Origin of the sequence: Pedococcus sp. KACC 23699 (assembly GCF_045348425.1) — a bacterium.
GTDB lineage: Bacteria > Actinomycetota > Actinomycetes > Actinomycetales > Dermatophilaceae > Pedococcus.
In genome coordinates this window covers 3,170,371-3,193,831 of record NZ_CP157483.1, presented here as the reverse complement: position 1 = coordinate 3,193,831, position 23,461 = coordinate 3,170,371, and the positions used below count along the sequence as shown (strand labels likewise).

General features: G+C 70.5%; 19 protein-coding genes and 1 pseudogene. 10 read left to right on the top strand and 10 right to left on the bottom strand.

Translation table 11 applies throughout. From position 1 onward, the window contains the following. Positions 1–429: a hypothetical protein gene (locus ABEG17_RS15080; RefSeq protein WP_406830295.1), complete on the bottom strand. Its 429-nt coding sequence runs from the start codon at positions 427–429 to the stop codon at positions 1–3. Between the two features lie 171 nt (positions 430–600). On the opposite strand from ABEG17_RS15080, the gene ABEG17_RS15075 reads away from it, so the two are divergent. Continuing rightward, the gene (locus ABEG17_RS15075; protein WP_406830294.1) at positions 601–789 is read left to right on the top strand and encodes a hypothetical protein; all 189 of its coding nucleotides are present in this window, start codon (positions 601–603) and stop codon (positions 787–789) included. A gap of 25 nt (positions 790–814) precedes the next feature. Here the strand turns inward: ABEG17_RS15075 and ABEG17_RS15070 are convergent, their stop codons facing one another. From ABEG17_RS15070 to ABEG17_RS15060, 3 genes are all read right to left on the bottom strand, one after another. Beyond that, entirely contained in the window at positions 815–1,141 is a 327-nt protein-coding gene (locus tag ABEG17_RS15070; RefSeq protein WP_406830293.1) for a putative quinol monooxygenase, read from the bottom strand. An 82-nt stretch (positions 1,142–1,223) separates the two neighbouring features. After that, positions 1,224–2,537: a nucleotide disphospho-sugar-binding domain-containing protein gene (locus ABEG17_RS15065; protein WP_406830292.1), complete on the bottom strand. Its 1,314-nt coding sequence runs from the start codon at positions 2,535–2,537 to the stop codon at positions 1,224–1,226. Beyond that, complete coding sequence (locus ABEG17_RS15060) at positions 2,534–4,783, bottom strand: glycosyltransferase (protein WP_406830291.1); 2,250 nt, start codon at positions 4,781–4,783, stop codon at positions 2,534–2,536. The genes ABEG17_RS15065 and ABEG17_RS15060 overlap by 4 nt, the downstream gene beginning before the upstream one ends. A gap of 247 nt (positions 4,784–5,030) precedes the next feature. Between ABEG17_RS15060 and ABEG17_RS15055 the strand changes: the two genes are divergently transcribed. Next, on the top strand, positions 5,031–7,673 hold the full coding sequence (locus tag ABEG17_RS15055; RefSeq protein WP_406830290.1) for a peptidoglycan-binding protein: 2,643 nt from the start codon (positions 5,031–5,033) through the stop codon (positions 7,671–7,673). Positions 7,674–7,743: 70 nt separating this feature from the next. Next, positions 7,744–8,052: a hypothetical protein gene (locus ABEG17_RS15050; RefSeq protein ID WP_406830289.1), complete on the top strand. Its 309-nt coding sequence runs from the start codon at positions 7,744–7,746 to the stop codon at positions 8,050–8,052. Between the two features lie 12 nt (positions 8,053–8,064). Here the strand turns inward: ABEG17_RS15050 and ABEG17_RS15045 are convergent, their stop codons facing one another. Continuing rightward, a complete protein-coding gene (locus tag ABEG17_RS15045; RefSeq protein ID WP_406830288.1) occupies positions 8,065–8,940 on the bottom strand; it encodes a LysR family transcriptional regulator in 876 nt (291 codons plus the stop codon). 166 nt (positions 8,941–9,106) lie between these two features. Between ABEG17_RS15045 and ABEG17_RS15040 the strand changes: the two genes are divergently transcribed. From ABEG17_RS15040 to ABEG17_RS15030, 3 genes are all read left to right on the top strand, one after another. Continuing rightward, positions 9,107–10,456, top strand: coding sequence for an MFS transporter (locus ABEG17_RS15040; protein WP_406830287.1), 1,350 nt, complete (start codon positions 9,107–9,109; stop codon positions 10,454–10,456). Positions 10,457–10,683: 227 nt separating this feature from the next. Then, a complete protein-coding gene (locus tag ABEG17_RS15035; protein WP_406830286.1) occupies positions 10,684–13,260 on the top strand; it encodes a hypothetical protein in 2,577 nt (858 codons plus the stop codon). A gap of 338 nt (positions 13,261–13,598) precedes the next feature. Then, on the top strand, positions 13,599–14,546 hold the full coding sequence (locus ABEG17_RS15030) for a LysR family transcriptional regulator (RefSeq protein ID WP_406830285.1): 948 nt from the start codon (positions 13,599–13,601) through the stop codon (positions 14,544–14,546). A 38-nt stretch (positions 14,547–14,584) separates the two neighbouring features. Here ABEG17_RS15030 and ABEG17_RS15025 read toward each other — a convergent pair whose 3' ends face one another. After that, positions 14,585–14,863: a hypothetical protein gene (locus ABEG17_RS15025; protein WP_406830284.1), complete on the bottom strand. Its 279-nt coding sequence runs from the start codon at positions 14,861–14,863 to the stop codon at positions 14,585–14,587. Positions 14,864–15,040: 177 nt separating this feature from the next. On the opposite strand from ABEG17_RS15025, the gene ABEG17_RS15020 reads away from it, so the two are divergent. The 4 genes from ABEG17_RS15020 (at position 15,041) to ABEG17_RS15005 (ending at position 18,918) form a co-directional block, all read left to right on the top strand. Beyond that, entirely contained in the window at positions 15,041–15,373 is a 333-nt protein-coding gene (locus ABEG17_RS15020; RefSeq protein ID WP_406830283.1) for a TfoX/Sxy family protein, read from the top strand. 101 nt (positions 15,374–15,474) lie between these two features. After that, a complete protein-coding gene (locus tag ABEG17_RS15015) occupies positions 15,475–16,509 on the top strand; it encodes an NAD-dependent epimerase/dehydratase family protein (protein WP_406830282.1) in 1,035 nt (344 codons plus the stop codon). Further along, on the top strand, positions 16,506–17,429 hold the full coding sequence (sigJ, locus tag ABEG17_RS15010; RefSeq protein WP_406830281.1) for an RNA polymerase sigma factor SigJ: 924 nt from the start codon (positions 16,506–16,508) through the stop codon (positions 17,427–17,429). The genes ABEG17_RS15015 and sigJ overlap by 4 nt, the downstream gene beginning before the upstream one ends. 901 nt (positions 17,430–18,330) lie before the next feature. Then, positions 18,331–18,918: a matrixin family metalloprotease gene (locus ABEG17_RS15005; RefSeq protein WP_406830280.1), complete on the top strand. Its 588-nt coding sequence runs from the start codon at positions 18,331–18,333 to the stop codon at positions 18,916–18,918. A 565-nt stretch (positions 18,919–19,483) separates the two neighbouring features. On the opposite strand, the gene ABEG17_RS15000 is transcribed toward ABEG17_RS15005, so the two are convergent. From ABEG17_RS15000 to ABEG17_RS14985, 4 genes and pseudogenes are all read right to left on the bottom strand, one after another. Further along, positions 19,484–20,347, bottom strand: coding sequence for a hypothetical protein (locus ABEG17_RS15000; RefSeq protein ID WP_406833247.1), 864 nt, complete (start codon positions 20,345–20,347; stop codon positions 19,484–19,486). Between the two features lie 57 nt (positions 20,348–20,404). Next, positions 20,405–20,491, bottom strand: a pseudogene (locus ABEG17_RS14995) (DUF2510 domain-containing protein); the annotation flags it as partial. A gap of 286 nt (positions 20,492–20,777) precedes the next feature. Then, a complete protein-coding gene (locus ABEG17_RS14990) occupies positions 20,778–21,788 on the bottom strand; it encodes an aldo/keto reductase family protein (RefSeq protein WP_406830279.1) in 1,011 nt (336 codons plus the stop codon). 213 nt (positions 21,789–22,001) lie between these two features. Continuing rightward, complete coding sequence (locus ABEG17_RS14985; protein WP_406830278.1) at positions 22,002–23,297, bottom strand: DUF222 domain-containing protein; 1,296 nt, start codon at positions 23,295–23,297, stop codon at positions 22,002–22,004. Positions 23,298–23,461 lie beyond the last annotated feature (164 nt).

Genomic DNA, 23,461 nt, shown 5'->3' with positions numbered 1-23,461 from the left:
TCAGGACGCCTCGCGCAGGACCTGCGGCAGCGCGGCGACACCGTCCGGCGAGGCGAGGTGGAAGCCGAGGAGGCGGACGCCATACCGGTCGCAGGCCTCGATGGTGGCCTGGTGCCACTGCCGGTCGAGGTCGCTGGGCAGGAGGCCGCGGCGCCGTCCTCGACCCACGAGGATGGCGCCGCCCTGCTCCCCCACCACGGGCAGCAGGAGGTCGAGCAGCCGGCGGAGGTCGGCGACTGAGGCGTCCTCCCGGAGGTCGGTCAGCACGACGGGCTGGACCCCGCGGTCCTCCTCGTCGCACAGCATGAGGGCCATCGCACCGCTGCGGCGCTCCTCGATGCCGAGGACGAGGTCGACCACGTCGCCCTGCAGCGTCGGGTCGCCCAGCGAGCGGGTGCGGATGTCGTGGGGCAGGTCGTGGTAGCTCATGACGGCATCGTGCCGCGACCCGGCGAGGTCGTGTCCGAGTTATCCCCAGCCCCGACGAGCGGGTGTCCGGCGACGGCGCCTCGTCCCTTTCGGGGACGTTCCTCATACGTTCGGCCTAGGACATCGCCGTTGCTTCGGGGTCGCGGGTCACGGCTCAATACCGTCCTGCCCGTGGACAACGACCGCACGACCTCCGAGCCCCGGGCCGACCGCGCCCGCGTGGGCACCGCCGAGCACACCGCCCTCGTGGCCGCCTCGGCCGACCTGCTGTCGCACCGCATGCTCGCCGTCCGCCTCGTCGGGGCGCTCGACGCCGAGCTCCAGGGTCTCGGCACCGAGGAGACCTGGCTCACCAGCTGAGCCTGCTCCACCCCGGCTCCGGCCGTCAGGACTGGACGGCCATCTCCCCCAGCTCTGACCAACCGGTCCCCTCGACGTTCGCGTTGACGATGCGGGGCGTGGCCGAGAGGTACTGCGGCAGCTCGCTCGTGGCGGCCTTGAAGTGGTCGGACTGCACGTGTGCCGCTCCGGCCTCGTCGTCGCGGAACGCCTCGACCAGGACGTACTCGTTCGGGTCGTCCAGACTGCGCGCCCAGTCGAACCACAGGCACCCGTCCTCGGCCCGGCACGCCTGGGTGAACGCCCGACTCAGCTCCGGCCACGCGTCGGCGTGCTCGGGCTTCACGGGGAACTTCGCGGTGATGAAGATCAAGGGTCCTCCTTGGTATGGGGTGGGGCAGGGCCGTCGTCTCCGGCACCTCACCGGTGACCTCGCCCCACCCTGCCACGGCTGCTCAGGGTGCTGCAGCGGGCACCCCGGTGAGGGCCTCCCGGGCACGTTGCGCCCCCGGCGAGGTGCGCAGCGAGGCCGCGAGCTCGGTGAGCCTTGCTGACACACGGGAGTCAGCCAAGAGCTCGGCAGCTGCCCGGCGGATCTCGCTCGGCGCCGCAGTGTTGGGTGCGAGAACTGTTGCCACGGCTGCTGATTCGAGAGCCGCAGCTCCGGCGAACTGGTCGGTCGAGAGCGGGAGGACGAGCATCGGCACCCCGGCGGTGAGCGCCTCGGTGACGCTGTTGTTGCCTCCATGGGTGATGGCGAGGGAGGCCGAGCGGAGCACCGTGACCTGGGGCAGGACCTCGCGAACGAGCCAGGTGGCCGGCAGGTCCCCCAGCTCCGACGCCGGGGTCGAACCGTGGGCCAGGGCGACCCGGACGTCGAGCCCGCGCAACGCGTCAGCCACCCGCGTGAGGACGTCCCCCCGGACGGACAGGAAGCTGCCCAGGCTGACGTAGACGACCGGCTGCTCGCTGGCCGCCAACCACCGCGAGACGGCGGCGTCGTCGGGCTCGGCGCGCACCGCCGACCCGAGGAAGCGGTGCTGCGGCAGCAGGCGCGTCCGGCCGGGGTCGTGCAGCTCGCCGGGGTAGTTGAGCAGCAGCACGTCGCCGGTCACGGCGAACGCGTCGTCGACCTCTGCAGCTGATCCGGACAGTGCGCGGGAAGCAGCGTTCCACTGGTGGGTGAAGGTGTCGCGGACGTCCTCGCAGAGCAGTCGCAACCCGGCCAGCCGCTGCGGGTCGATGTCGAACGCGTTCGGGAACACCGGCGGACAGCCGTACACCTCGTCGCCGACGGGCAGGGCGGTCGGGTGGCCGAGCACGACGTCGCCGTGCGGCACCCCCGCACTGCCCAGCGCGAGCCGGGCCGAGAACGCCAGGTGGTCGACGATGACGGTGTCGGGTCGGACCCGGTCGACCACGTCGAGCACCGCCCGACCGACCTCGACCGGCGCCCACAGCAGGTCGTCCCCTCGGGCGCGGGCCTGGAACTCCAACGTCTCCAACGCTCCTCGCCTCGTGGCGTCGAAGAACCCGCGCAGGGCGTCGTCCTCGCCGGTCGGCTGCTCCTCGGCCCGGATCACTCCGGGGTTCGACCCTCGACCGAGCTGCAGGTGGGCTCGTTCGAACCCGAACCCCTCGACGATCGCGTCCGTCGCCGGGCCCGTGGCGACGACGACCCGCTCCCCCTGCTCGGCCCAGGCCGTGGCGAGGGTGGCCAGCGGGTAGAGGTGGGAGGCGTAGTCCGGGCTGATGACGAGCAGCGTCACGACGCCGCCCCGGCGGGTGGCACGTGCGTCGCACCCCGGGCAGGGCCGTCGCGACCGGCCAGGCCGGCGCGACCGGCGTGACCGGCGTCGTCGACGTGTTCGGCGATCGAGGCGTAGACCCCCGCGAGGGCGCCCGCCATCGTCGTGATGCTGAACCGGTCGCGCAACGTCGCGAGCGCCCGTCGTTGGTGCATGGCGGTCTCGGGCGAGGCGGCCATGTCCAGCGCACGGTGCATCGCCTCGACGAGGGTCGACGGCACCGACGTGTCGCAGAGCACCCCGGTGACGCCGGGCTCGACATACGTGGCTGGTCCCCCGCCGTCCGGTGCCACGACCACGAGGGAGGCTGCCATCGCCTCAAGGATGGCGAGCCCGAACTCCTCCTTGAGGCTGGCCGACACGTAGATCCCGTCCGGTGCTGTCAGGGCAGGGCGACCGCGGCGGGTGGCGGCCAACCACGCCGCCACGGTGGCGTGCGGCCGGTGGCCGGGCAGCAGGAGCCCCTGGTCTCCCGAGGCCGATGGCGGGACGGCGGCGTGGATGCGGGCCAGCTCTGCGGCCTCGTCACCCGACGGGTCGTCGAGGTCGCCGCCCACGACGAGCAGGTTGCAGCGGCCGTGCAGGGCCGGGTCCCGGCTCCAGGCCTCGACGAGGGTGGCCATGCCCTTGACGGGGTTGAGCCGTCCGACCGTGATCGCCAGCGGCAGGTGCCGCCGTTCGGTGGGCAGGGTCGCCAGCAGGGCGTCGAGCTCGGCCAGGGCCACGGTGGTGGGGTCGTCCGCGACACCGCCCCTGAGTGTCGCCCTGTGGGCGATGCCGGCGCGGTCGACGGCACGGAAGTCGATGCCCTCCGCGACGACGGTGGCGCGGGACCCTTCGGTGGCGAGGTCGAGGCCCAGGAGGTCGAGGCTGTCGCGGTCCAGCTGGGGACGTGGGAACAGCACGAGCCGGTCGGCGTCGCGTGCCAGCTCGCGGACCAGGTGGTCACGAAAGGTCAGGTGCTCCAACGCATCTGCCGTGGCGAACGACTCGCGGGTCAGAGCCCCGGACGCCTCCCGCGAAGCGAGCAGGGCGTGCGGGTCCGGCGCCACCGTGAAGACGACGGGTACCCCGAGCTCACGCGCCGCCTCGGCAGCCGCCATCGAACCCACGTCGGCCATCCGCAGGTGGATCGCGTCCACGGTCCCGGCCGCGCGCAGGATCCGTCGCACACCCCGGCGGACGGCGACCCGGTGCATCCAGGCATCGGCCATGCCCTGGGGTGGTCCTTCCAGCGGCACCTGCGCGTAGTGGTGGCCGGGCGCGCCCACGTGCTCCGGGCCGTGGTCCGCCCCGGGGCGGCCGCGAGAGATCGTCACGACCCGGTCGACCCCACCCGCGGACTCCAGCAGGGCGTTGCCGAGGTGCACGAGCAGCGTGGCGATCCCGCCGGTGTCACCCTTGCCGGCGCTGCTCAGCTCACCGTCGATGTCGGCGTGCAGGAACAGCTGGGCCACCGTCAGGCCCGACCCGGCACCACCCGGGTATGGCGCGTGGTCGCGTCCACGCTGCCCCGCCCTCGCGCGAGGTCGGGAGGCGAACCAGTCGCCGAGAGCCGCGGCGGCAGCTGCCACGGTGGTCGGCGCCTCGGAGGACAGCTCACCTGTGGCTGGTCCCTCGCTGCCGCGGTCGACCACACCGAGGAGCAACGCGGTCGCTGCCGCCCCGGGCACGAGCCCCGCAGTCTCGACCAGTCTGGTGCGCGCGACGTGGTCCACGTGGGGGGCTGTTGCGTCCGGTCGTTCGAGAGCGACCGACAGGGCGGCGAGGACGACCTCGGGGGCTTGGGGCGCCCAGCGTTCGAGGGTGAGCTGCGCCAGCATGCCGGTGACCCCGCCGGCCGCCACGAGGTCGACCAGCAGCGGCGTCGCGTCGGGGACGGGCGCGCTGCGGGCCAGCGCCCACGCGGCGTGCTCGACCCGGAACGCGTCACCGGACGCCAGGAGCCCCACGAGGGTCGCGGCATCGGCGACCGGGAGCGCCCCCAGGGCGTGCATGGCGGCGAGGGCCACCACGGCATCGCGGCGGTCGTCCGCCGCGAGCCGCAGGTCCTCCACGCTCGCCCCGGCATGGTCGTCGGCCGCTGCCGCCACCACCCCGGCCACGAGACGCAGCGCCTGCAGGATGGTCGGTGCGGATCGCACCGCGTCGAGGGCCTCGCGGACCGCTCGTGCCGGATGCGTCGCCGGGGCCGCGCTGCCACTCACTCCTCGACACTAGGTGGGGCCACCTGGCCGCGCACCCCGGCGGGAAGGCCAGGGGGCGCCGTACCGGGGAGCCGCTCATCTCCGCCAGACCCACGGCATACCCGCCACGCCGACGGGACGGCACGACACGCCGTGGCCAGATCGTCCGAATGGCTCGTCTTTTTGTTCTAGGCCCACTACGTCAACTGCAGGTGAAATCCTTCACTGTCGTCCCACCCGCCCCTGCTGACCCTCCCGGACATAACTGATGCGACTGATCTCTGCTGCTCTTGCCGTTGCCCTGACCCCCGTCTTCGTCGCCCTCCCGACCGTCTCCTTCGCTTCCGCCGACACCCCCCGACCGGTGGCACCGAAGGTCGTGAGCACCCCCATCGGCGGCATCGACCCCGTCGCCGCCAGCCTCGAGGCCAAGGCCGGCCGCAGCCTGGCCACCGCCGCAGCCCCGGCCAAGGCCCTCGTCAGGGTTCCGGCCGCCCTGAGCGCCACCGACAAGGGATCCGCCGGCGCGACGGTCACCTCCGACGCGGCCCGCTCGGTCGCCCCGTCCCGGCAGAGCGCCCGGGTCACCTCGGTCCTGACCCGGGAGCAGCCACGCCCCAGGTTCACGGTCGCCGGCATCTCCTGGGCCAGCACCACCAGCCTGTCCGCCGACGACGTGACCGTGCAGGTGCGCGTCAAGGAGGCGAAGGGCTGGACGGCCTGGGAGCTGCTCCCGGTGCCCGACGACGGGCCCGAGGCCGGCACGCCCGAGTCCGTCGGCGCCCGGTTGGGCACCACGCCGATCGTCACCGACGGCGGCACCGGCATCCAGGTGCGGGTCGACACCCCGCAGGGGCGCACCCTGCCTGACCTCCAGGTCACGACGATCGACCCCGGCACCTCCCCCGCTGACAAGGACCTCACGGCCAGGACACCGGCGGCCTCGGCCTCGGCCGCCGCGGCGCAGCCGACCATCATCACCCGTGCCCAGTGGGGTGCCGACGAGAGCCTGCGCGGCAGCAAGACGCTGAGCAGCACCATCAAGGCCATCACGATCCACCACACGGCCGGGACGAACGACTACACGCCGGAAACCGCGGCGGCGCAGGTCCGCGGCATCTACGCGTATGACACCCAGGGCCTCGGCTGGGCCGACATCGCCTACAACTTCCTCGTCGACAAGTGGGGACGGGTCTACGAGGGGCGTGCCGGGTCCATCACCGAGCCGGTCCGCGGCGCACACTCGATGGGCTTCAACACCGACACCATGGGCATCGCGGCCATCGGCAACTACGAGACCGCGGCCGCGCCCGCCGTGATGGTCGACGCCCTCGCCCGGGTCGCCGGCTGGAAGCTGTCGCAGTACGGCGTGAGCCCCACCGCCACGACCCAGCTCACGTCGCAGGGCGGCACCGGCGCAAAGTTCGCGGCCGGCACGACGGTCACCCTGCCGACGGTGCACGCGCACCAGAACACCTCGTACACCCTGTGCCCCGGCAAGTACCTCTACCCGCAGATGAGCACGATCCGCAGCAAGGCCGCGACCTACGCCCTGTCCGCCGCGCCCATCGTCGCCCCACCGCCTGCCCCCGTCATCGGAAGCAAGCTGTATGCCACGTACGGCTCGCTCACGCTGGCCGCCGGTTCCACGGGCTACGCGGTCCGCGACCTGCAGCTCGAGCTCAACCGTCGTGGTTACTCCGTGGGCACGGCCGACGGCGACTTCGGCGCCATGACGACCGCAGGGGTGTCGGCGTTCCAGAAGGCCGCCCAGCTCACCGTGACCGGCAAGGTCGCCGCCAACGACTGGAAGGCCCTGTCGGGGCTGGCGTACACCAAGGTCGCGCCCGCCCCGGTCACGACCGCGGGGCTGTACGCGGCATACGGGTCACTGACGCTGGCCGCCGGTGCCACCGGGTGGCCCGTCCGCGACCTCCAGCTCGAGCTGAGCCGTCGTGGTTACTCCGTGGGCACGGCCGACGGCGACTTCGGCGCCCAGACCACCACGGCCGTGTCGTCGTTCCAGAAGGCGGCCCAGGTCGCCGTCACGGGCAAGGTCGCCGCCAACGACTGGAAGGCCCTGTCCGGGCTGGCCTACACGAAGGTCAAGCCACCCCTGGTCCTCACCACCGCTCCACGCGGTGGCTTCAACAGCGACGGCCGCGGTGACGTGCTCGGTCGGACCCAGTCTGGTGACCTCCTGCTGTACCCGGTGATCGGCGCCGCCGTCGGCGCCCCGGCGAAGGCCGGCACCGGCTGGGGCGCCTTCGCCCAGGTGCTGTCCCCGGGCGACTTCGACGGCGACCGGTTCTCCGACGTCCTGGCCCTGACCCGGACCGGTGCCGTGTGGCTCTACCGTGGCAACGGGCGCGGAGGCTTCAAGCCGGGCAACGTGCTCGTCGGCACCGGGTTCTCGACCACGACGCTGCTGCTCGCCCCCGGCGACTGGACCGGCGACGGCAAACCAGACCTGTTGGCGCGCAAGGCCAACGGCGAGCTGTGGCTCCTCACGGGGAACGGCGCCGGCGGGTTCGTCGGCACGGCTCGCAAGATCGGCACGGGCTGGCAGAACTTCGTCGACATCGCCACCCCCGGCGACCTCACCGGCGACGGGCGACCGGACCTGCTCGCTCGCGGGGCCAACGGTCTGCTCTACCTCTACGCCGGCACCGGCGCGGGGACGACCGGCACCGGACTCACGTCGGGACGCGTCGTCGGCACCGGCTGGGGCAGCTTCGCGTCGATCTTCTCCACCGGCGACCTCACCGGCGACGGCAGAGCGGACCTGCTCGCGCGCACCAAGACCAACATCACCTACGTCTACGCCGGCGACGGCAGCGGCCGGGTCACCTCCCCCAGGAAGCTCACCACCTCGTGGGCGCCCACGACGCAGCTGTTCGGGGTGCGCTGACGGGGTGCGCTGCCGGCGTCCGGCCGCCTTGGTCTGGTTCGCTCCCCCGGTCGCGGCTAGCGTCGGCGGGATGACGCTGGACGAGCTGGACGAGCTGGACGAGTTCGCGACGTCGTTGCTGGGGTGCAAGCGCAAGGGCCACCCCGGCAGGGTCGCGTGGTACGTCGACGACCGCCTCGTGGTGCGCCAGGACGAGCTCGGGACGGTGCTCGTGCGGGTCGACCGCGACGACCGCGACCGGCTCGTCGAGGCCCATCCGGAGACGTTCGGCGTCCCACCGCGGTGGGAAACCCACCGCAAGGTGCAGGCCGAGCTCGACGGCGACGCGGACGCCATCCGCGAAGCCGTCCGACTGGCCTGGCAGTCACAGCGACGCTGATGCCTCTCGACGTCAGCGGCCCGTGACCGGTCCGAGCGGCGCCCCGCTCGCGAGGATCGCGGAGGTCAGCGCCTTGGCGGGTTCTGCCGGGGCGGTCTTGGTGGTGAGCAGGACGAGGTCGAGGTGCGGGAGCTTGGGCAGGCCCAGGCTCGGGGGCAGCTCGACCAGGTCGGGAGGGGTCAGGGTGCGGGCCATGACCGCGATGCCGAGCCCGGCGCGGACTGCAGCGAGGACCCCGTTGACCCCGCGCACGGTGCACGTGATGCGGCTGCGGCGACCGGCCTTCTCCAGGGCCTGGACGCTGATCGCGCGCGAGAGGCTGGGTGCCTGGTAGACGACGAGCGGCACCGGCTGCTCGGGGTCGAGCCGGGTGCCGTCGGTGCCCACCCACACGAGGTGGTCGCGGCGGACGACCTGCCCTCGGGTGGGGGTCGGGGTCCCGGCGCTGCGCTTGACGAAGGCGACGTCGAGGTGGCCCGACTCGATGCGCCGGATCAGGCTGTCGTTCTGCAGCACCGCGAGCTCGAGGTCGATGCGCGGGTAGAGCTGGCGGAAGTCGCGCAGGATCCTCGGCAGTGGCGTGAGGGCCAGGTCGTCGGTCACGCCGAAGCGGAGACGCCCGGCAAGGTGCGAGCCGGTGAAGTAACCCACAGCCCGTTGCTGCGCAGCGATGATCTCGCGGGCGAACCCGGCCATCGCCTCCCCGTCGGAGGTCAGTGTGACGCTGCGGGTGTCCCGCAGGAACAGCGGCCGTCCGACCGCTTCCTCGAGGCGGCGGACGTGCTGGCTGACCGTCGGCTGCCGGATGCCGAGGGACTCGGCTGCACGGGTGAAGCTCAGCGTCTGGACGACCGCGAGGAAGGTTCGCAGCTGCTCGGGTTCGTACACGCTGCAGACTCCTTCGTCGGCCTTCGTGCATTCATCACGAATCGCAATGGCACTTATAGGACTGATTTCATCCCAGAATAGCGCGGCGAGCCGCTCGAGGGAGCACACTTGACCAGTCACACCGACCGCCGACGACCCCACCGAACGCAACTCTCGCCAGGACGACATGAGCTCCGCCGCCTCCGCCCCAGTCCACTTCCCCAAACTCACTGTCCCCCAAGGGCTCTCGCGCACCTTCCCGTCGCTGGAGAACCGCAACTTCCGCCTCCTGCTCTCTGGGCTGCTGGTTTCGGGCACCGGGGGCTGGATCCAGCGGATCGCCCAGGACTGGCTGGTCCTGACGATCACCGACAGCCCGACGGCGGTCGGCGTGGTCACCGCCTTCCAGTTCGCGCCGACCATCCTGCTCGGCCTGCAGGGTGGGTTGCTCGCCGACCGCCTGCCGAAGCGGGCCCTCCTGCTCGTCACCCAGGTGTCGATGTCGCTCACCGCGGCGGCCCTGGCGGTCCTCACCCTGACCGGGGTCGTGCAGGTGTGGCACGTGTACGCGCTGGCGTTCGTCCTCGGCATCATCGCGGCCGTCGACAACCCCGCACGGCAGTCGTTCGTGTCCGAGGTGGTCCAGGGACCGCAGCTCCCCAACGCGATCAGCCTGGTGTCGTGCACCTTCCAGATCGGGGCCATGACCGGTCCGGTGATCGGTGGTGTGCTGATGAGCACCATGGGCGCGGGATACGCGTTCGCGGTCAACGCCCTGACCTTCGTCGCGCCGGTCGTGGCGCTCTCGCTGATGCGCGGCACCCCGCTGCGCCGTCCACGCCTGTCCCCCAGCGCCGCTGACAATGAGGCGCAGTCGCGGCCGGCCGCCCCGCAGGCCCGCGCCGGCCTCCAGTACGCGATGGAGAACGCGACCGTCCTGTGGCCGATCGTCATGGCAGGGGCGTTCGGGTTCTTCACGATCAGCCTGCCCGTGACGCTGGCCGCCTTTGCCAAGAACGAGTTCCACACCGGGGCGAGCGGTCTGGGACTGCTCAACGCCATGGTGGCCCTCGGCGCCATGGGCGGCGCCCTCGCGACCGCCCGTCGCCAGCGACCGCTGCGGCTCCGCACCGTCGGGTATGCCGCCTGGGGGCTGGCCTGCGCGATGCTCCTCGCCGCAGCGGCACCCCAACAGCTTCTCTTCACCCTGCTGCTCGTGCTCGTCGGCGCCGCCAACCTGGGGTTCCTCACCAAGGCCCAGTCACTGGTGCAGCTCGCGACGGTGCCCCACCTGCGTGGCCGCGTCGTCGGGCTCTACATGCTCGTCTTCATCGGCAGCGGAGCCGTGGGCGGCCCCGTGGTCGGCTGGATGGCCGAGACGTATGGCGCCCGCGCGGCCCTGCTCGTGTCCGGCGCGATCCCGGCGCTCGTGACCATCGTGGTCTGCCGCCACCTGGCGCACCTCGGGTCTCTGCGGATGAGCCTGTCGACCATCTCCGTTCGCCTGCCCCGGGTCAGCGTCACGCCGCGAGGCTGACGCCCGGACCCGGTCGGCCGCATCCGTTGCCTCGTCGGTGGGGCGGGTGTACGTTCCGACAGGTCCGGACAAAGTCGTCCGAAGTTCTCCAGCGCAACCCGAGGACGACGCGGTCCTGACCACCCAGAGGACGCCGACCGGCGCCGCTCCCCCTGCTGGGTCGGAGGACGAAGATGTCTCGAGCTCTCGTGGCCGCTGCCTGCACGGTGGCCCTCGGAACGACCGTCATGGCAGCACAGCTGCCTGCCGTCGCCGCACCCCGGCTTGCCGGCACCACCGCGAGTTCGGTCACCATGACCACCACGCCGGACGAGCTCTCCGTGAGCTCACGGCTGGCCGACCGGCGCGAGGTCTCTGCCGGCACGCGGGCGTACTCGATCGGCTTCGAGGACGGTCGCTTCTACGCCAACGGCTGGCACATCACCGGTGAGATGGGTGGTGTCTGGACCCCGCCGATGAAGCTGGTCGACGGGGTGTGGTTCGGTCTCGACGGCCAGTGGGTCGGCCCGGCGACGACGTTCACCAGCGGCCAGGGCTACACGCGGTACGCGCTGCCCGACACCGCCGGCCTGCAGGTCACGCGCACCGACTTCGTCCCCGACGGCGTCCGTGGGGCCCTCTTCGGCCTCACGGTGACCAACCCCGGCGCGGCCCGCAGCACCACCCTCTCGGTCGACGCGCACTCCGAGCTCATGGGCCAGTACCCCTGGGGCTTCGACGGCGTGAAGCCGAACGCCAGCGACAACCTCCCCGATCACGGCTCCTACGACGGCAAGAACCTCGTCTTCACCGACGACGGCGCGCTGCCCGGCGCGCCCACCCACCACTACGCCGCGCTGGTCGGCACCGCCGTCACCCCGGCGTCGGGGCAGATCGGCGACCAGTTCTACGGCGCCCAGCCCGGCCACCGCTGCACCGGCACCGAGCCCGGTGCGCCCGCCGACCCCAAGCCCTCAGCCTGCGACGACGGGCCGTTTGGACGCGGCACCGGGGGCCGGCTGACGTACTCCCTCGACCTCCCCGCCGGCGGGTCGACCACGGTCTGGCTCGCGGTGGCGGGCTCCGACCAGGGCCTCGGCGCGGCCAGGGGCGAGCTGGCCAAGGCGCTCACCGACCCCGCCGCAGCGCTGGCGAAGAAGAAGGCGAGCCGGGCGGCCCTGTCGCAGATGACGCAGCTCTCGCTCCCCGGCGACCCGCTGGTGCAGAACGCCGTCGAGTGGGGCAAGCAGAACATCGCCGACCTCACCCAGAACGCGACCGACCTCCAGGTGCGCTGGACCAACCAGGGCAAGCAGTTCCCCGCCCCTGCCGGCACAGTTCCCAGCGCGACGTGGATCGGCGCAGGGTTCCCGGACTACCCGTGGATCTTCGGCACCGACGCGGAGTACACCGCCTTCGCCTCCGTCTCGGTGGGTCAGTTCGAGGCCATCAAGGGGCACCTGCGCACCCTGCGTGACGTCTCGGACCTCCTCAACAACCGGTCGGGGGTGGTGACCCACGAGGTGGTGTCCGACGGGTCGATCTGGTTCGGCCAGGACTCCCGCTCCACGAACCCCGACGGCACCACCGCATACAACTTCAACACCGACGAGACGGTGAAGTTCCCGAGCACGGTGGCGCTGTTGTGGCGCTGGACCGGCGACAACGCGTTCCGCGACGAGATGTACGACTTCTCGGTGCGCAACCTGCGCTACGTCACCAACAAGCTCGACGCCGACCACGACGGTTGGCCGGAAGGTCTCGGCAACGTCGAGCGCGGCGGGATGGGGCCGGAGAAGCTCGACAACACCGTCTACTACATCCGTGGTCTGTACGACCTCGCCGACCTGGCGAAGTCCAAGCACGACGGGACGACCTTCGCGTGGGCCAACAACCTCGCCCGCAAGATCCACGACCGGTTCGACACCACGTGGTGGTATGCCGCGGCGTCCCAGTACGCCGACTCGCTCATCGACCCCGGTGACGTGCAGTCGTTCCAGAAGCACTGGATCGGCCAGACCCCGATGGAGGCGGAGCTCACGGTGAACGGCCGGACGGTGGCCGGGCTGGCGCCATACGCCCACGGCAACGCCGCCCTGGCTGGGCGCGAGAACGACTGCTTCAGCGGCACCGCTCCCCTGTCGACCGGGCTGTTCCACACCGGGTGCGGTGGTGGCCAGAACGGCCTCGGCGAGAAGGTCATCTTCGGGCTGACCACCTCGATCCAGTCGATCGGAGAGGGCAACTACGGCCGCCTGGGCGCCGGTCAGCAGCAGCGGTACATCCACGCGCTGGCCGACCCGATGTTCGCCGAACCGGCGACAGGCGGCACGCCGGACGAGCAGCCCGGAGCGATGCCGGAGATCTTCCCCTCCCCCGACCAGGGCGCCAACATCGACCGCTGCTGGACCTGCCGCTCGATGTTCATGCAGGCCTGGGGCAACTACGGCACCGCCTGGGCGGTCGTCCACCAGTGGCTGGGAGTCCAGCCCGACCTCGGCAACGGCCAGCTCGTGGTCGTTCCCCAGGTGCCGAGCGGTCAGCCCTCCGCGTCGGTCAAGCACCTGCGCCTCGGCGGCGGGTTCGCGGACGTGACCGCCTCCGTGACCGGCAAGCGCTACACCACCACCCTCGCCGTGCCGCAGTCCGTTGGCGCGACGAAGGTCTGGATCGGTCACACCCTGCCGGGCGGCTCACGGGTGGCGAGTGTGCAGCTCGACGGTCGCCAGCTGACCGACTGGACGACGCGCACCACCAACCGCGGACTCGAGGTCACGGTCCCGACCAAGGCGGGCAGCCACACCCTCGTCGTCACGAGCAGCTGAGGCGCCCGGCCACCCCGTTACCGGGGTGATCACGAACGCTGATCACCCCGGTACCGCCGAGCCGGGACACGAGCGCCCACCGAGCCGTACGGTGTTCGTGGCTGGCGTCGAGGGGCGCGGTCGAAGGTCTGGTCACCACGGCGGTCAGAGGGGTCGCAGCCCGATCGGGGGCGGGCGCGGCAGCCATCGGGACCACCTCCAGCGCCCCTCGCGCCGGCTCCACGTCGCATCGGCCCCGTCTCACGCGGCATCTTGTCGAAACGGCTTGACCACCCCGCTGACCAGCATGAACATGGTTTCGCGCGATCACGTGCGCCGGTGACCTATGGGGGCACACCATGGAGCTGAGACACCTCGAGGCCTTTGTCGCGGTGGTGGAGCACAAGGGCTTCAGGCGCGCCGCCGAGCATCTCTACCTGAGTCAGCCTGCTGTCTCGGCAAGGATCCGCGAGCTCGAGCTGACCCTCGGGACACCGGTGTTCGACCGCGGCCACCAGTCGGTCGTGCTCACCGCGGCCGGTGAGTCGCTCCTGGGTCCCGCGCAGCTCATGCTCGACGCAGCTCGGTCGGCGCGGCGGTCGGTCCAGCTGACCGCCTCCTCCGGCGACGTGACCCTGGCGATCATGCCCGGAGGGGCGCTGGAGATGACTCGGCCACTCCTGGTCGAGCTCGCTCGACGGTTCCCCAGGGTGGGCTTCCACTATCGTTCGTTGGGCATGCACCAGTGGCACCCCCGGATCCTCGAGGAGGTCGACCTCCTCATCACGCGCGAGCCGTACCCCGCAGCGGACACCGTGATGACCGTGCTGCTCTCGGAACCCGTCGGGGTCGGGGTGCCGTCGTCCTTCGAGGAGAGCGATGCCGCGGTGCTGTCGCTGCAACAGGTCGCGGCCCGGGCCATGGTGCGCATGGCCGACTCGGTGCCCCGGGAGATCGTGACGCACTGGAGCCTGACGTCGCTGACCAACGGTTGGGAGGTGGAGCGGCGGGGGCCCGCGGCCGACGGCCCGCTGGAGACGCGTGACCGGGTCGAGTCGGGGTTCGGTATGGCGGTGGCGCCGGCCTCCGTGTCCCGGCTCTACGGCCAGGGCGCCTACCGATTCGTGCCGCTGGAAGGTGTCGCCGACTCCCGAGTCGTGCTGGTCTCGGCGGTCGACAGCAGCACCGACCTGATCAGGGCCATCCACCGTGAAGCTGCGGACGTGGTGGCGCGACTGTCCCCGCTGGTGCTGGGCGGTGGGTCGGCCGCTGTCGACGAGGTCGTGTCAGCCGCGATGCAGCTCTAGATGGTGCTGGTGCTCAGCGATGGTGCTGGTGCTGGTGCTCAACGCGATCCGCCCTGGGAGTGCTCTTGTGCCCGACGACCAGCAAGCAACCGCTGCCCGAACCGGACGACCGTCCAGCACCACCACCGGTCGATGTCGCTCGTCGCGAGCTCGGCGCGCCACTCCCAGTGACCGCAGAGCTCGACCAGCTCGGCATCGCTGAACGAGGCGCACACCTCGACGAGGGAACCGTGGCGACCGACCAGTGGGTCGGCATACGGCTCACCCTCATAGATCACCCAGGTATGCGTCGCATCGATCCGGTCCACGTCACCCATGACGCGATCTTCCCCCGAGACCCCGCAGAACGCCTCCGTCCAACGATGGAGGACAACCCCGGCGCACATGTTCTAGAGCCCGACCTCGCCGGCATGCCCCAGTGACCGCTCACCCTGTGACGGGCAGGAGCCGCGAAGAGCACCGACCCGACCACAGGTGCGTGCGACCATGTCGACATGGCGTATGACGAAGGGGTGGCGCAGCGGATCCGCGACCTGGTCGTGAGCGACCTGGACGTGACCGAGAAGAGGATGTTCGGCGGACTGGCCTTTCTCGTCAACGGCAACATGTCGGTCGCGGCCAGCGGCAGCGGCGGCCTCATGGTGCGGCTCGACCCGGTTGACGCCGAGCCGCTGCTGGCCGAGGCGGGGGTCACGCCGTTCGAGATGCGGGGCAAGCCGATGAGGGGGTGGCTGCGCGTCAGCGAGGCGGGGTACGCCACCGACGAGGAGCTGCGCGGGTGGGTCGAGCGCAGCATCGAGTACGCCCGGACCCTGCCGCACAGGTGAGCCCGGATGACGCCCGGCTCCAGAAGATGCGCGCGGCTGTCACAACCGCAGAGGCTGCCTTGTCTTGATGGGTACACGTGACCATCGATGAGGGAGTCGACATGAAGGTGTTCGTCGCAGGAGCAACCGGGGCCATCGGACGGCAGCTGGTGCCGCGACTGGTCGCCGCAGGCCACGAGGTCCATGGCATGACGCGGAGCGCCTTGAAGCAGGGGCTCGTCGCCGACCTGGGTGCGGTGCCGGTGGTCGCCGACGCGCTCCACGCGGAGCAGGTTGCCGACGCCGTGGGCAGGGTGCAGCCGGACGTGATCGTCCACCAGCTCACCTCCATCGGGCCGATGGACCTGCGCCACTTCGACCGGGCGTTCGCGGTGACCAACCGGCTGCGCACCGAGGGCACCGACCACCTGCTCTCGGCCGGCCACGCCGTGGGAGTGACGCGGTTCGTCGCGCAGAGCTTCTTCGCGGCATACGAACGCACGGGCGGACCGGTGAAGACGGAGGAGGACTCGTTTGGCCGGGGGGCCGCCAAGCAGATGCGCGAGACCGTCGCCGCGATCCGGCACGTCGAGGAGGCAGTCCTGGCTGCGACGTGGACGGAGGGGATCGTGCTGCGCTACGGCGGTTTCTACGGGCCCGGGACGTCGCTCGGACCCGACGGTGAGCAGACCGCCGCTGTACGCCAGCGCAAGTTCCCGGTCGTCGGGGACGGCGGCGGGGTGTGGTCGTTCATCCACGTCGCCGACGCCGCCGAGGCAACGGTGGCAGCCGTCGACCGCGGCCGCCGTGGTGTCTACAACATCGTCGACGACGATCCCGCCAAGGTCGCCGACTGGCTGCCGGCTCTCGCCCACTCGATCGGCGCCCGGCCGCCGATGCACGTGCCCCGCCTCGTCGGCCAGCTGCTCACCGGTGAGCTCGGGATCGCGATGATGACCGAGCTGCGGGGTGCGTCCAACGCCAAGGCCAGGCGCGAGCTCGGCTGGAGCCCGGCGCACCCGAGCTGGCGTCAGGGGTTCACGGAGCTCGCAGAGTCGTCTGGGCCTCCGGAGGCTTCGGGGCCCTCGGAGGCTTCGGGGCCCTCGGAGACTTCCAGCTCTTCGGACCCTTCGAGGTCTTCGGAGCTGCGGGCGTGACACGGGACGAGCTGCTCGACCAGCTGCGACCGACCGCGTTCGGCATCGCCTACCGGATGCTGGGCAGCGTCTCGGAGGCCGAGGACGTCGTGCAGGAGGCGCTGCTGCGGGTGCACCAGTCGCTCGAGGCGGGTGAGGTGATCACGTCGCCGCGCGCGTACGCAGCGACCGTTACCACCCGGCTCGCGATCAACGAGCTGCGCTCGGCGAGGGCCCGGCGCGAACGCTATGTCGGCGAGTGGCTGCCGGAGCCGATCATCACCGACGGACGCGGTGAGCGTGACGACCCCGCGGTGGCGGCGGAGACGGCCGACTCGCTGTCCCTGGCGATGCTCGTGCTCCTCGAGAGCCTCTCCCCCGAGCAACGAGCGGTGCTGCTGCTGCACGACGTCTTCGGGTACGGGTACACCGAGATCACCGACATCGTCGGCAAGACCGAGGACAACGTCCGCCAGCTGGCGACCCGCGCCCGACGGCACGTCAAGGAGCGCCGACCCCGGTTCGAGACGACGCGGGAGCAGCAGAACGAGCTGGCCGGCCGGTTCTTCGCCGCCGCTCGACACGGCGACCTCGCGGGACTCGAGACACTGCTCGCCCACGACGTCGAGCTCACCGGCGACGGTGGCGGCAAGGTGCCCGCCCTCGCCAGGTCGCAGCACGGTCGCAGCCGGGTCGCCCACACTCTCGTGAACTGGCTGCACGCCCTCGCGCGGTTCCCCCAGGTGTCGATGCGCGCGGTCGAGGTCAACGGCGCCCCCGGCGCGATCTACGTCGATGACGAGGAGCGCATCCTCGGTGTCTGGTCGCTCGAGATCAACGGTTGCGAGATCACCGGCGTCCGCTCGATCGTCAATCCCGACAAGCTTGCCCACCTCGGCCCGGTCGGCGACGTCGCCGCCATCATCCGCTCCGCCCGCTGACGCCAACCCAACCCGAGGTATGCCGCGGGGCCACCTCCGCGCCCTACCTCGCCTGCCTGCCGACGTGGCTCAGCCGTTGGCGGCAGCCGCCATCGCCACATCTGATCCCCACACCCCCTGCGACAAACGAGGAGCCGCCCGTTCGGTCGGACTGTCCCGGTTTCCCCACGAGTTCGGCGCATGTGGATCTAGCATCCGGGCGGCAGATGTGACAGGGATGTGGGGTAGGGCAGTGGGGACCGACGGGCCCATGGAGATGATCCGCGTAGATCGGCCGACGCAATGTGCGTGCGGTGAGCCTCTGAGGGCGGGAGAACGGGCCGGACGGCTCGACTCCGACCGTGCCCCGGTATGCCTGTGGTGCCTCGCCGACGTCCAGGCCGGGCGTCCCCGCCCACGCCGCCGCCGCGCGAGGACCGAGTGGCCCGAACCCCTCGCGCTGGTCTCCCCCGGACCCTCCGGCGCCTATGCCCAAACCGCTCCGGCGCCGGAGTCGGCTTGGAGCGCGCGCCAGCCGCGGCTGCAGGTGGTCGCGGGAGGCCGCAGAGGGTGGGCCCACAGAGGTCGATTGCACAGGGGTCGAGCGCGGAGCAGTCGGACGCGTGGAGATCGCACGCGTAGCGGTCGGCCGCGCACGCTGGTCTCCTTGCTCCTCACAGCCGCCATCGTCGTTGGCGCGCTGTGGGCCGCACCCCGACTGACGCGCAGCGAGGCGCAGTCCGGGCCTGCCACCGGAGTCACGTGGGGCACCCACGGCATCGACTTCGCCTCACCCCCGGCAGCCATTCCCGGCGCGGTCGACGGTGTCCGAGCCATGTGGCCGCCGGTCCCGGTCGACGCCCGCACGGAACCGCTCGGGCACCCTCCACCTAGCTAGTCCTCGTCGACGGAGTACGCCTTCATGCAGCGGATGAGCGACGCGGACAGCCCGCCGGTGGCGTGGGACCCGTGCCGTCCGATCCATGTCGTCGTCAACACGGCCGAGGCTCCGCCCAACGCAGACCGCCTGCTCACCGAGGCAGCCAACGAGGTCAGCAGAGCCACCGGGCTGAAGTTCGTCATCGAAGGCACCACCGATGAGGTACCCGACGCCGACCGGGCTCCGTTGGACCCGCAGCGCTACGGCAACAGGTGGTCGCCGGCACTGGTGGCCTGGACCAACCCACGGGTCGTGCCGGAGCTCGACGGCCGGGTGGCAGGAGTCGGCGGTCCCCGGGCCGCCACCTACGCCCAGAGCGTCGACCAGCACTGGGTCAGCGGCATCGTGTTCCTCGACGCGCCGACTTTCCGCTCCATCCTGAACCGCACCGAAGGCTGGGCCGACGCTCGCGCCATCGTCATGCACGAGCTGGCGCACATGGTCGGCCTGACGCACGTGAAGAAGCGCAGCGAGCTGATGTACGACGACAACGTCGGCAAGCACGAGTTCGGTGCGGGCGACCTCGAAGGACTGCGCAGGCTCGGCATGGGCCGCTGCTTCACCCGCTGACACGATCGCGGGGCGACCGGACGACGTCCGGCCACCCCGCGGCTTGCCTCCTTACGAGCATCAGGAAGACCGATACTCCGCGCACATGGACAGACTCATGGACAAGTCTCAGCCAACTTCACAGAACTCAGCTTGACCACCGTCGCCACCGGAACTTTCGTGCCACTTTTCGGTTCCTGCGAGCAAACCTTCCAATTCGAGTCGTTGATCTGTAGCCGCTCTAAACCCGACGCATCGTCTTGATCCAGCAGGAAGGACCCGAGGCTCTGCAGTTTGTCCTGGGAAAGCTGCAGGTTCTCCCCCACGAGTTTGGGCATTGTGAATGTTTCAGGCGTGGGCTCTGCGCTGGGCGACGGGGCCTTCGAGCTCGATGTTTCCGATGGCGTCGACGTGGTCCCAGCCGCCGTGGGACTCACCGTCACAGTCTCTCGAATCACGGTCTGAGTAACTGTCGAACGTGCCACTGTCTTGCCGCTCCCGCATCCCGTCAGGAGGAGGGGAAATGCCACAGCGCTGCCGACGAGCAACGCCGACTTGCCCATGCGTCCATTGAGGATCACGTGAACTACTTCCTAACCATGGTCCAGTGGCCATCTGCGGTAACGGACACCACAGACGGGCCTTCGGTAAAGGGCACCACGCCCTTGTAGCTGCCGATCTCGTTGACGGCCACGTTTGGCAAGAGGCCGCCGACCTGGATGACCGCGAAATTCGAGGACCCCTTGTGCGCTATGGCCCAGTCAGAGCCCTCACCGTCGTAGCGGAAGACCTTGTCGCCGCTAGCACTTGCCGACTTACTCAAGACCGGCGCTAAAGCGATAGGAGAGATCTTCATTGTCCAAGTGCCATCGGCCGTGATCTTGATCTTTACTGGATCTCCGCCAAAGTCGTGCAAGCCGAAGGCTGTAACGCCTGAGTAGTTGCCGATCTCGTTGACCAAAAGGTCGCCCGTCGGCTGGTTGGAGGAGTCCAAGACCGATGCGGCCACATTGGAGGACCCCTGGTGCGAGAACGTCACGATGCCCGCGTCGGCACCCCGAGGAAGTTTGACAATCGCATCTCCACGGCCGCGTCTGCTCAGGTTGGCGAAGGAACCGTATGTGTCGTTGTACGGAGCGACGGCCGCCGCGGCCTTCGCCCTTGCAGCAGCGGCAGCCTTCTCCTTGGCGTCAGCCGCCGCCTTGACCTTCGCAGCTGCATCCGCCTTCGCCTTTGCGGCTGCGGAAGCCTTCGCAACCGACGCATCCACGGGCTTCGAGGTCACCGCTGGTGCTGAGCCCGCCGGTGATGTAGCGGTGGGCGGTGACGACGAGGCTGCGACCGGTGTGGTCGAATCGTCCGGGCTTAGCGCCCCGCCGACCATTGCAATAGCCAAGGCCCCCGCGGGAATGAGGACGCGCTTCTTCTTGAACCATGGCTTCCTTGCCACGACCCCGTCTTCTTTGGTGGTAGGTGACGCCCCCGCCAGGCCCTCGGGCGCGGCAGGGGCGAAGTGCTCAGTCCACTGGGATCCGTCCCAGTATCGCTGGCGTCCGTCTCCTTGGGGGTACCAACCTGCCGGTGACGTAGTCATGTGCTCGTGCTCCCATTGGCGTCGATAGAGGTGCCGCAGGGAGTTCAGCCCGAGCGTCACTGCCGCTGAGAGGTGCGTCCCACGGCGGCAACTGCATCAAACAACGGATATACGCCCTATTAGGCTCCTTTCGCAGAAATACACCCGAAACGATTGCTCGGCATAGAACATTTGGAGGAGTCCACGTCCAGTCCCTCGACAAGAGAATGCGAGCCGCGTGCGCAGCGCCGAGGGGCACGTCCGGGCAATCCCGAACGTGCCCCCCTCAGCCGTTCCTCGCTGGGACTCAGGCGACGCGCGTCTGGGGCGCGGTCTCCTTGGTCTTGCCGGCGTCGCGCTCGACGATGTCGCCCAGCGCATCGTCGATCGCCTTCATCTGTGCGGCCTCGAGCTTCACACCAGCGGCCTTGACGTTCTCGTGCACCTGCTCGGGGCGCGAGGCGCCGACGAGTGCGGCGGCGACGTTGGGGTTCTGCAGGACCCAGGCGACGGCGAGCTGGGCCATCGACAGGCCCGCCTCGTCGGCAATGGGCTTGAGCTTCTGGACGCGGGTGAGGACGTCGTCGTTCATGAAGCGCTTGATCATGTCGGCGCCGCCCTTCTCGTCAGCGGCGCGCGAGCCCTCCGGCGGCTTCTGACCGGGCTGGTACTTGCCGGTGAGCACGCCCTGGGCGATGGGGCTCCAGACGATCTGGCTGACGCCGAGCTCCTGGGACGTCGGGACGACCTCGTCCTCGATGACGCGCCACAGCATGGAGTACTGCGGCTGGCTCGAGATGAGCTGGAAGCCGAGCTCCTTGGACAGCTTGACGCCCTCGCGGATCTGGTCGGCGGTCCACTCGCTGACGCCGATGTAGAGCGCCTTGCCCTGGCGGACGATGTCGGCGAACGCCTGCATCGTCTCCTCGAGCGGCGTCTCGGTGTCGTAGCGGTGTGCCTGGTAGAGGTCGACGTAGTCGGTCTGGAGTCGGTCGAGCGAACCGTTGATCGACTCCATGATGTGCTTGCGAGACAGTCCGGTGTCGTTCTTGCCGCCGGGGCCGGTGGGCCAGTAGACCTTGGTGAAGATCTCCAGGCTCTCGCGCCGCTCGCCCTTGAGGGCGTCACCGAGGACGGTCTCTGCCTTGGTGTTGGCGTAGACGTCGGCGGTGTCGAACGTGCTGATGCCTGCGTCGAGAGCCGCGCGCACGCACTGTGTGGCGACGTCGTTCTCGACCTGTGAGCCGTGGGTGAGCCAGTTGCCGTAGGTGATCTCGGAGATCTTGAGACCGCTGTTGCCGAGGTATCGGAATTCCATGCTTCAACCGTATGCCGCGCGGCCGACACCCGCGCGCCCGGCACCGCTCTGGCCGGCTGGCTCCCCGGTTGGCAGGCTCCGGGCTAGTGGGCTGCCTGGCTGGTGGGCTCCCAAGTTCGGCAGGCTCGCCGGCTGGTGGGCTGCCTGGGGCCCGGCTCGCTGGTTCGGGGCACGGTGGTGGCCCCGCCGTCCATGGCGGGGTGTGGGGCGGGGTCACGCTGGCTCCTGGGCGGCGCGACGAGCCAGCAGCTGGTCATACCCACCCCGCCTCAGGTCCCACTCCACCCGCTCACCGACCGCATCCCGAACGACGTTCCCGGCCAGCCGACGCTGGTGCACAATCGTGTGGTGCCGTTCGCACAACAACGCCGCGTTGTCCAGATCCGAGCGCCCGAAGTCCGCCCAGTGCACCAAGTGGTGCGCATCCGCCCAGTGCGGCGGCATCGAGCAACCCGGATACGTGCAACCACCGTCGCGCAGCCACAACCGCCGCGTCTGGGCCGTGGTGAAGAACCGCACTGCCCGCCCCTGATCGAGCACCTCACCGGCCGAACCCAGCACCACCGGCAGCACCGACGCGTTGCACGCCAACCGGCGCACCGTCTCCGGCGCCAGCATCGTCCCGGTGTCCGAACCACCGAGGGTGACCCCTGCGCCCCGCACTCCACTGGCCAGCGACTCCCAGTCCATGGTCACGACGAGCTGCGTCTTCGCGTTCGGGCCCACTGCCTGGCCTGCCTCGACCGCCCGCTTCACCAAGCTGACGAGGGCCTCGCCCCGGCGCTGGTCCGAGCCGCGCAGGTCCCGCTCGCCCTCCACCGGCTTGGGTGCCGACAAGGGACCGAGCGCCGCCTCCAGCACCGCCTTGCCCTCCATGTCGAGGACCAGGCGGTACTCCGCGATCCCCGTACCGTCCTCCATCGGCTGCGACAGCGCGACGAACCGCCGAGCCGCGTCCTGCTCACACTGCAGCTGCCCCTCCCGCCCGTACCGCGCCAACAACGCCGGCCGCACCATCCGACACCCCCGCGGCCCATGAGCCACCGCCATGTCGATCAGACCCTCGAGCACGTGCGGCTCAGCACCCGGCGCCAACAGCGGTCGCAGACGATCCGCCTCCGCCACCACCACCGCAGCCGAACGCACCGGCAACCGCCCCGCCTCGACCGCGTCCTTGACCACGACGTTCACCGGCTTCGCGAACGCGACCGCAACCTCGACCACCTGACCGGCCCCACCAGCCCGCGTGCACGGGGCGTGGTGCCGGACCCACTGGGTCACAGTCAGCGCCTGCGGCCCGTCGCAGGTGTCGCCGCGCTCGATCGCCTCACCCACGATCGCAACACGAGCCGCCTCACACGAAGCGACCAGCGCGTCGACCTCACCGAGCAGCTCGCCGAGTCCACCACCGCTGGGTGCCTCCCACAGCGACCCCGCGATCCCCGTCAACGCCGCCCGGGCAGCAGCGATGCCGCGTCGTCGCTCCTCGAGCCCCGGGGTTCCATCCATACGACAACCGTATCGGCGACCACTGACAGTCCCTCGGCCCCCACGCGTCACCGATATCGTTGTCCCGCAAGCAAATTCGGCGCTGGATCACTCTCAAGTGTCAAGCGGGAGCCGGAAAGCCTGTGGACGGAGAAGTCGCGATCGAGCCCCTGTGGACAACCTGA

Bases quoted from the DNA above. Each gene is read 5' to 3' on its own strand.
- ABEG17_RS15050 (WP_406830289.1), top strand. From the start codon at position 7,744: ATGACGCTGGACGAGCTGGACGAGCTGGACGAGTTCGCGACGTCGTTG.
- ABEG17_RS15030 (WP_406830285.1), top strand. From the start codon at position 13,599: ATGGAGCTGAGACACCTCGAGGCCTTTGTCGCGGTGGTGGAGCACAAG.
- ABEG17_RS14985 (WP_406830278.1), bottom strand. From the start codon at position 23,297: ATGGATGGAACCCCGGGGCTCGAGGAGCGACGACGCGGCATCGCTGCT.
- ABEG17_RS15015 (WP_406830282.1), top strand. From the start codon at position 15,475: ATGAAGGTGTTCGTCGCAGGAGCAACCGGGGCCATCGGACGGCAGCTG.
- ABEG17_RS15080 (WP_406830295.1), bottom strand. From the start codon at position 429: ATGAGCTACCACGACCTGCCCCACGACATCCGCACCCGCTCGCTGGGC.
- ABEG17_RS15035 (WP_406830286.1), top strand. From the start codon at position 10,684: ATGGCAGCACAGCTGCCTGCCGTCGCCGCACCCCGGCTTGCCGGCACC.
- ABEG17_RS15005 (WP_406830280.1), top strand. From the start codon at position 18,331: ATGCAGCGGATGAGCGACGCGGACAGCCCGCCGGTGGCGTGGGACCCG.
- ABEG17_RS15020 (WP_406830283.1), top strand. From the start codon at position 15,041: ATGGCGTATGACGAAGGGGTGGCGCAGCGGATCCGCGACCTGGTCGTG.
- ABEG17_RS15025 (WP_406830284.1), bottom strand. From the start codon at position 14,863: ATGGGTGACGTGGACCGGATCGATGCGACGCATACCTGGGTGATCTAT.
- ABEG17_RS15055 (WP_406830290.1), top strand. From the start codon at position 5,031: ATGCGACTGATCTCTGCTGCTCTTGCCGTTGCCCTGACCCCCGTCTTC.
- ABEG17_RS15040 (WP_406830287.1), top strand. From the start codon at position 9,107: ATGAGCTCCGCCGCCTCCGCCCCAGTCCACTTCCCCAAACTCACTGTC.
- ABEG17_RS14990 (WP_406830279.1), bottom strand. From the start codon at position 21,788: ATGGAATTCCGATACCTCGGCAACAGCGGTCTCAAGATCTCCGAGATC.